This is a genomic window from Luteimonas viscosa (assembly GCF_008244685.1).
Classification (GTDB): domain Bacteria; phylum Pseudomonadota; class Gammaproteobacteria; order Xanthomonadales; family Xanthomonadaceae; genus Luteimonas; species Luteimonas viscosa.
Window position 1 is genome coordinate 281279 of the sequence record NZ_VTFT01000001.1, and the last position, 7884, is coordinate 289162.

At 71.2% G+C, this 7884-nt stretch carries 7 protein-coding genes; all 7 read right to left on the reverse strand.

Features of this window, described 5'->3' with window-relative positions; translation table 11 throughout:
• Positions 1-125: 125 nt before the first annotated feature.
• Entirely contained in the window at positions 126-1079 is a 954-nt protein-coding gene (locus tag FZO89_RS01345) for a C40 family peptidase (RefSeq protein WP_262378471.1), read from the reverse strand.
• 17 nt (positions 1080-1096) lie between these two features.
• Positions 1097-2683 (reverse strand): GGDEF domain-containing protein, encoded by a 1587-nt coding sequence (locus tag FZO89_RS01350; protein WP_187470999.1) that lies wholly within the window; start codon positions 2681-2683, stop codon positions 1097-1099.
• Between the two features lie 146 nt (positions 2684-2829).
• A complete protein-coding gene (folE2, locus tag FZO89_RS01355; protein ID WP_262378472.1) occupies positions 2830-3753 on the reverse strand; it encodes a GTP cyclohydrolase FolE2 in 924 nt (307 codons plus the stop codon).
• Between the two features lie 74 nt (positions 3754-3827).
• Positions 3828-4487 carry an isoprenoid biosynthesis enzyme family protein gene (locus tag FZO89_RS01360; RefSeq protein ID WP_149101580.1) on the reverse strand — a complete coding sequence of 220 codons (660 nt, stop codon included), beginning with the start codon at positions 4485-4487 and terminating at the stop codon, positions 3828-3830.
• Positions 4484-5200, reverse strand: a complete 717-nt coding sequence (gene gph / locus FZO89_RS01365; protein ID WP_149101581.1) for a phosphoglycolate phosphatase — start codon at positions 5198-5200, stop codon at positions 4484-4486. The genes FZO89_RS01360 and gph overlap by 4 nt, the downstream gene beginning before the upstream one ends.
• A gap of 172 nt (positions 5201-5372) precedes the next feature.
• Positions 5373-6095, reverse strand: coding sequence for a bifunctional 2-polyprenyl-6-hydroxyphenol methylase/3-demethylubiquinol 3-O-methyltransferase UbiG (gene ubiG / locus FZO89_RS01370; protein ID WP_149101582.1), 723 nt, complete (start codon positions 6093-6095; stop codon positions 5373-5375).
• Positions 6096-6177: 82 nt separating this feature from the next.
• Complete coding sequence (locus FZO89_RS01375; protein WP_149101583.1) at positions 6178-7521, reverse strand: TRZ/ATZ family hydrolase; 1344 nt, start codon at positions 7519-7521, stop codon at positions 6178-6180.
• Positions 7522-7884: the final 363 nt, after the last annotated feature.

Below are 7884 nucleotides of genomic sequence, written 5' to 3' on the forward strand. Positions count from 1 at the left end.
GATAAGGCCGAAGGCCGCATCCGGGGCCGCATCATTCGCGACGCCGGCGACACCCGTCCCGGGTGCGCTTCGCTTACCCGGGCTACCCCGGGCTACGGGGGGGTGAATTGGCGCGATGTCGAGGTTCAGCGTCCGGCGGGTGGCGACGCTCGCTGCATCAGGCGGCCCAGACGCGCGAGGCTGGGCGAGTCCGCCAGGTCTTCGGGCGATACCAGCCGCGGATTGGGTGTCCGGTCCACCGGACCGGCGCCGGTGCGCAGCAGCGCATCCGCTCCCTCCTTCGCCACCACGCCGTGTGCCGACTTCGCCAGCACGCCCTGTCGCGCCAGCTCCAGTTCCTCGTCCGAAACGGCGGGCAGCGAACCTTCCGCCTCGCCCGCCCCCGACAGGTCGACGCTCCTCATCGCATTGACCAGGGTCCGCGGCGCCTGCAGCGACTGACGCCCTTCGGGCCGCAACAGCGGCCAGACCTCGTCGAACAGCGCCTTCCAGTCGATGTCCGGAAACGGCGCGGTGCCGCGCGCGCCGACCACGATCTCCGGCGCCAGTCGCCCCGGCGGCGCCGCGGCGCATTCGGCATAGGCCCGATACACGACCTCGCTGCAGACCATGCCGTCGGTGGAGTCCGGCAGCGCATGGTCCAGGGCCACGCGCACCAGCAGCCGCGTCCACGGATGCACCGGCCACTTGCCGCGCACCGCCATGATCACGCCCAGCAGCGCCAGCTGGTCGACCGGATACGGAATCCCGAGCAGGCTCTGGGCCTTGGCCAGGACGTCGGCAAGGTCGGCGGCATCGAGCGGGCCGCCACCGTCGCCGTGCATGCGGTAGGCATCGATGAAGTGGTAGTTCGTCTGGTCGGCGATCCGCTGCGCCAGCGGATAGCGCCGCACTCCGGACGCGGCCGCCTCGATCAGGTCGCCGCCGTCGGCGACCACGGCAGCGTGGCTGTAGTCGCCATCGCTGGCCCAGGCGATCAGCTCCGAGAGCGGACCTTCCCCGAGCATCAGCAGGATGTCGCCGGTCTGCAACTGCGCGATCGGCAGTGGCGGCGTGTCGGGTGTCGTTGTCGTATCCATGGCGCTTCTCCTGAGTTTCAGACGGTCCACAATCCTTCCTGCGGCGCCGCGGCGCTTGCCCGGTCGCGTCCCGCCGACTTGCTGGCATACAGCGCGGTATCCGCCCGTTCGAACAGGCTGGCCATCGATTCGCCCGGCTCGAGTTCCGCCACGCCGATGCTGAGCGTGGCGACGAGTTCGAGGTCCGCCGTCGAAAGCGGGCGGCAATTCACCGAGATGCGCATGCGCTCGGCGATCGACAGCGCCTCGTCCTGGCGCCGTCCCGGCAGCACGACCAGGAACTCGTCGCCACCGTAGCGGCCGATCGCCTCGTTGCGGCGCAACTGGTTGCGCAGCCGCCAGGACACGATGCGCAGGCACTGGTCGCCGACGCTGTGGCCGTGGCAGTCGTTGATCTCCTTGAAGCGGTCGACGTCGACGAAGGCGATCGACAGCGGCGCGGCGCGCTCGCGCGCGTCCTCCACCTCGCGGTAAAGCCGCTCCTCGATGCCCTGCCGGTTCATCGCCTTGGTGACGGGATCGATCACCGCCTGGCGGCTGGCATGGTCGCGGTCGCGGCGCAGCTGCAGCAGCTTGTCGAGCAGACCGATGGCCAGCAACAGGCTGGCGAGCACGAAGCTGCCCGCCAGGCCCTGCCCCAGCCAGGCGGGGCCGGACCACAGCCCCATCATCTGCAGCGCCGCCAGGAACGAGAACACCATCAGCGAGAGCCACGACACGAGCACCACGCGTGCCACCCGGTCGCCATCGAACGCCAGCACGGCGCTGGCCACCAGCAACACCGCCGCGGAGTACAGCAGCGCGAAATTGCCGGCCATCGAGAAGACCGGCCAGTCGCCGAACAGGGTGCAGACGGCCGCAAACGCCGCGATCCCGGTGCCGACCGCCAGCAGCCGGTCGAACCACGGCAGCTTGCGCGGCAGGTCGAGGTAGCTGCGCTGGAACAGGTTGCTGAACACGACACCGCTACAGCCGAACAGGCGGTTGGTCTGGGCGCTGGTGCCGAACACCGCGTCGGCCCAGGGCAGCCAGCGCAGGTCGCCGCCGATCGCCGCCAGGTAGCCGATCGCGCACAGCAGCATCGCGCCGAAGTAGCCGTAGCTGCGCTCGCCGGTGCCGCCCCAGAAGGCCAACGCCAGGATCACCAGCACAGCCAGGCTGGTGAGCACGAGGGATCGCCAGGCGACGTGGGCGAGATCCTGGCGATGGATCTCGTCCAGCGTTTCCACCGAGACCGCCGTGAGCATGGTCGAGCGGTGCTCGATCCGCAGCCAGACCGGCTCTCCGGCCGGAATGCCCGCCGGCAGGTCGATCACCAGCGAGCGTGCGGAGTAACGGTCGTCGGCATGCTCGCCGTACAACGCGTGCCGCACGGGGGCATCGGCGCCGGGCACCCAGGCCTCGACCCGGTACAGGAACGGCGAGCGCAGCACCAGCTTCGGCGAGGTGTCGACCGCGACCGGCGCGGCGGCGTCGATCCGCCACCACTGCGCCTCGCGTGCGGACTGCTGGATCGTCGCCTCCGGCCGGGGCGGCGCCAGCCGGGCGTCATGCTGTCCGGCCAGGACCTCGGCAGCGGGCGGGTCGTCGCGCAGTTCGCGCACGGTCAGTTCGACCGCCCCCAAGGCAGTCGACCAAAGCAGCAGGAAGCACAGTCCTAGACTGCGCCGCCACCCCGGGCGCCACGGATCCCCCATGGACACGATCGTAGCCGATCGGGATCACGCGGGGATCGTGCTCCCGTCACCTTTCAGCGCGAGGCGGAACTCACCCGGGCGACCGCGTCATGCGCGTGCAGGCTCTCGAAATGGGACACGGTGGCCTCGTAGCGCTCGATCCGAGCGTCTGCGGCCAATGCCGCCGCCACACGCCGGGCCGCGTCCTCGCAGAACATCAGGTTGGCCGCGTTGAGCGCCGCGAAGGCCTGCTCGTCCTCGCGCTTGACCGCGGTCTGCACCGGGGTACCGAGGGCGTCCTCGATCGCGTCCACCAGTTCGGCCAGCGGCAACTGGTCGAAGGCCGGGCGCAGGCGCGCGCTGACGTCGGCGCGACTGCGCTGCGCGTGCGGGGTGGCGGCCAGGCCGCGCGGCGAGGCCAGCCAGTCGCGCACCACCCCGGTGGACAGCGGCGTGGCGGCGGCGAAATCCGCGGCGAACCGCTGTGCGTTCATCTGCCGCGACAGCGCCGCGGAGGCCGGGCAGGTGCTCGAATACTCGACCGAGAACGCCAGGTCCATGGCGAAGTGGCCGTCGGCCAGCTCCGCGCGCACCTCCACCGGGTAGTTCTTCCAGCCGCTGTGCTCGCTGGCCAGCGCCGGGCGCCGCAGCAGGTGCCCGTAGCGGATGGCGACCCGGGCGCGCGTGGACAGGCCCTGCTGCGAATCGATGCAGTCCTGCAGCAGCCGCCGCAGCGCGGCATGGCCCGCCGGCTCTTCGGTGAGCGCATCCTGCAGCCGCAGGTACAGGCGCGACATGTGGATGCCGCGGGCGTCGGGATCGCGCAGGTCCACGGCGACATCGACCGAGGCCGGCACCACCAAGGGCGCCGCGCCGTCGGCCGCGGCGATCCGCAGCGGCAGCGCGATCCGGTCCATCCCGACCCAGTCGAGCGCGCGCGCGGCGCTGGCGGCATCGCCGGCGACGTCGGGCAGGCTGTGGGCGGGGGTCTGGCTCACGGGAATCCGGTTGCGGGGGAATCCGCACAGTTTACCGGCTCCCTGCGGGCTGCCGGCGCAACGCAGCGTTGCCCTCAGCCGCGCGCGGCGCGCCAGCCTGCGAACACGAGGCGCAGGGCCGCGACGCGTCCCCTGGCGTCTCCGGCCTCCATCAGGCGCAGGCGTTCACGAACCACGACCTGCTGCAGGCGGCGCGGTCGCGACGGTGCGGAAGGCCGCAGCGCGTGGCGCAGGCCCGCTGCGATCCCACGATCGCCCTGCACCAGCGCGCGCTCGGCGCGCAACCCGGCGACGACATCCACTGCCGCGCGCGCGTCCGGCTCGCGGCCGCCGAACAGCACGGCCTCGCACGCAAGCAGTTGGGTGGCGAACGCACCCAGGGCCTCGGCATCCTCGCCGGCCGATCCTGGCGCCCGGGTCTTCGGCAGCACCGCCAACGCCCGGCCCAGCGCCTCCCATGGCGCCTGCTGCCTCTGCAGGGCCTCGCCCAGGGGATGGCGCCGCGCGCCGCGTGCCCAGCCACGCAGTTCCTCCTGCCACCAGGCGAGCTTGGCCAGGCCCGGCGTGGGATCGCCTCCGCCCCAGGCCGCATCCGACAGCTCCTGCAGCAGGCAGGACCACGCAGCGACCAGCGACCGCTGCTCTCGAGGGATGAAGGCCATCGCCACGCCCCACTCCGGCCAGCGCGCGCGCCATTTTTCGAGAAAGCTTTCCAGCGAACCGGATCCGGTCATGGGTCGACGCCGCTCCTGCGGGTCGGCCACGCGACGGGCTCGAGCAGATCCACGGGCCGCACGACCATGGCATCGCCCTGCCACGCGACCGGGTCGTCGTCGTCCAGCCGGTAACCCCACAGCGCCACTACCGACGGCATGCCCGCGGCGCGGGCGGCGTCGATGTCGCGGCGGTCGTCGCCGACATACACACAATCCGCAGGTGCGATGCCGATCGCTTCGGCCGCATGCAGCAGCGGCATCGGGTGCGGCTTGCGTTCGGCCAGCGTGTCGCCACCGACCAGCACGCCGCAGCGCGTCGCCCAGCCGAGTCCGGGCAGGAGGTCGCGGGCGAGCGCTTCGGGCTTGTTGGTGACGATGCCCCAGCGCGTACCGTCGGCCTCCAGCGCGGCGAGCATGTCCTCGATGCCGTCGAACGGCCGGCCATGGCGGCCGAGTTCCTCGCGGTAGACGGCCAGGAATTCCGGCACCAGCTCCGGCACCTGGCCGGGGGGCACGTCCGGGAAGGCGGCCGAGGCCATCGCCCGCGCACCGCGCGAGACATGCGGGCGCAACGCTTCGAGCACCATCGGCGGACGCCCCCGCACCGCGCGCATGCGGTTGACCGTGGCCAGCATGTCCGGCGCGCTGTCGAGCAGGGTCCCGTCGAGGTCGAACAGCACGCCGGGGGGATAAAGCCGTGATTCGTGATTGGTGATTGGTGATTCGGTCATCGCCATGCCGCTTCCCGGCTTATCCACGTTCGCACTGCGCTTCGGCGTTTGCCGCGATGAGGTCGAGCCAGGTCTCGATCGCATTCGTTCGCGATTCCGTCTGCGCCCATCCGCGTGCAGGCCAGGCCGGCTCGCTTTTCCAATCACCAATCACGAATCACCAATCAGGGCTTCACCGCTTCACCGCGCACGCGAGGTAATTCACGTCGGTACGCGAAACGATCCGTGCGGCGTTGCGCCAGGGCTCGTACATCATGCCGCTGACGTCCTCGAGTTCGAGCCCCGCCTCGCGCAGCCAAGCCGCCAGTTCCGAGGGCTTGATGAACTCGCTGTAGCGGTGGGTGCCGGTCGGCAGCAGCCGCGCGATGTACTCGGCGCCGACGATCGCCAGCGCGAACGCCGCGGGGGTACGGTTGAGGGTGGACACGAACAGGGATCCGCCGGGCCGCAGCAGGGTGGCGCAGGCGCTCAGGATCGCCGCCGGATCGGGCACGTGCTCGAGCATTTCCATGCAGGTCACGGCATCGAATGCACCCGGTCGCTCGGCGGCGAGGTCCTCGACCGACTGCACGCGGTAGTCGACCTTCACGCCGGACTCCAGCCCGTGCAGGCGCGCGACCTTGACCAGTTCCGGGGCGAGGTCGATCGCGGTGACCTCGGCACCCTCCCTGGCCATGGCCTCGCTGAGCAGGCCGCCGCCGCAGCCGACGTCGAGCACCGTCGCGCCCTGCAGCGGCAGGCGTCGTGACACGTAGCCCAGCCGTACCGGGTTCAGCGCGTGCAGCGGCTTCTGCGGGCCGTCGGGGTCCCACCAGCGGTTGGCGATGGCGCCGAACTTGTCGAGTTCCTGCTGATGGAAGTTGGCGCCCGTGGCGCCGCCAGGCGAGGTCGTCATCGGATCGGATCCTGTGCGTAGCCGTGCATTGTAGGCCGCGCGACCGGCGCCCCGCGTGATCCGCCGCCGGCGCCAAGCACCGCTACGGCAACGCGACCGCCGCGATGCGCTCGCGCCACTGCCGCGCGTTGGCGACGATGCGGGCCGCATCCATGCCCACCAGTTCGCGATCGCGCAGCTTCGGCTTGCCGGCGATCCAGACATCGCCGACCTGGTGCCGGCCGGTGGCGTAGACCAGCTGCGAGACGACGTGGTGCAGCGGCTGGGTCTCCAGCGCGGAGAGATCGACGCAGGCCAGGTCCGCCTGCTTCCCCGGTTCGATCGAGCCGACCAGGTGGTCGAAACCGATCGTCTTCGCCCCGCCGAGCGTGGCGGCGCGCAGCGCCGCGAACGCATCCAGCGCGGCTGCGTCCCCGGCCACCGCCTTGGCCAGCATCGCCGCCGTGCGCGTTTCGCCGAACATGTCGAGGTCGTTGTTGCTGGCCGCGCCGTCGGTGCCGATCGCGAGCGTCACGCCGGCACGCGCCAGCGCGCAGGCCGGGCAGAAGCCCGAGGCCAGCTTCAGGTTCGACTCGGGGCAATGGACCACGCTGACACCGCGCTCGGCGCACAGGTGGATCTCGGCCTCGGTCAGCTGGGTCATGTGCACCGCGATCAGGCGGTCGTTGACCAGGCCCAGCCGGTCCAGGCGCGCGATCGGGCGCTGGCCGTGCTCGTCGATCGACTGCGCGACTTCCTGCGCGGTCTCGTGCAGGTGCAGGTGGACCGGCAGGTCGAGCTGGTCGGCCAGCATCCGGATGCGTTCGAAGTTGGCGTCGTTGACGGTGTACGGCGCGTGCGGCGCGAAGGCGGTGGCCACGAGCGGGTCGTCGCGCCACTGGTCGTGGACCGCGCCGGCCTTGTCGAAGTACTCGTCGTCGCTCGCCGCCCAGGCGGTCGGGAAGTCGATCACCGGCAGGCCGATGCGCGCGCGGAAGCCGTGGCGCCGGTAGGTGGCCGCCTGCACGTCGGGGAAGAAGTAGTTCTCGTTGACGCAGGTCACGCCGCCGCGCAGCAGTTCGGCGATCGCCAGGGTCACGCCGTCCTCGACGAAGGCCGGGCTGATCACGGCCCCCTCGATCGGCCAGATGTGCCCCTGCAGCCAGACCTTGAGCGGCAGGTCGTCGGCGACGCCGCGCAGCAGGGTCATCGGATTGTGGGTGTGAGCGTTGACCAGGCCGGGGATCAGCGCCCCGTCCGGGCGCGCCACCGTTTCGGCAGGACTGAAGCGCTGGCGCGCCTCGACCGTGGGCAGGACCGCGAGGATGGCGCCGTCATGGATCGCAACGGCGTGGTCCTCGAGCACCACGCCATGCGGCTGGACCGGGACCACGAAACCGGCTTCGATGAGGAGGTCGCAGGGCTGGGGGACTTGGTCGTTCGTCATCGCGCCATTCTGTCATCCCATGGACGCGATGCGGATGACGGAGGCCTGCTCATCGCCATCGGGAACCCGCTGGGACGCGTCCAAGCGGGCTGCGCTGGCGCGTATCGGTCATTGCCCGGCGAGATCCGTCGCCTGCGGCTCGGGATGACAAACGGAACGGCCGGCTGGAGCCGATCCTGCGCCTGCCCTGCGGCGCGCTGGGGACGTACCCGGCACCTGTCGTCGGTCCTGCTTTCCTGATGGTGTCATTCCGAATCCGCGCAGCGGGTGAGGAAGCTGTCCGCGGCGACGGAGCCTTGGCTGCGGCCAGGCATGGATCCCTCGCCTGCGGCTCGGGATGACGCAACGGCAGCCACGCGCNGT

Bases quoted from the DNA above. Each gene is read 5' to 3' on its own strand.
- FZO89_RS01345 (WP_262378471.1), bottom strand. From the start codon at position 1,079: ATGGATACGACAACGACACCCGACACGCCGCCACTGCCGATCGCGCAG.
- FZO89_RS01360 (WP_149101580.1), bottom strand. From the start codon at position 4,487: ATGACCGGATCCGGTTCGCTGGAAAGCTTTCTCGAAAAATGGCGCGCG.
- gph (WP_149101581.1), bottom strand. From the start codon at position 5,200: ATGACCGAATCACCAATCACCAATCACGAATCACGGCTTTATCCCCCC.
- ubiG (WP_149101582.1), bottom strand. From the start codon at position 6,095: ATGACGACCTCGCCTGGCGGCGCCACGGGCGCCAACTTCCATCAGCAG.
- FZO89_RS01375 (WP_149101583.1), bottom strand. From the start codon at position 7,521: ATGACGAACGACCAAGTCCCCCAGCCCTGCGACCTCCTCATCGAAGCC.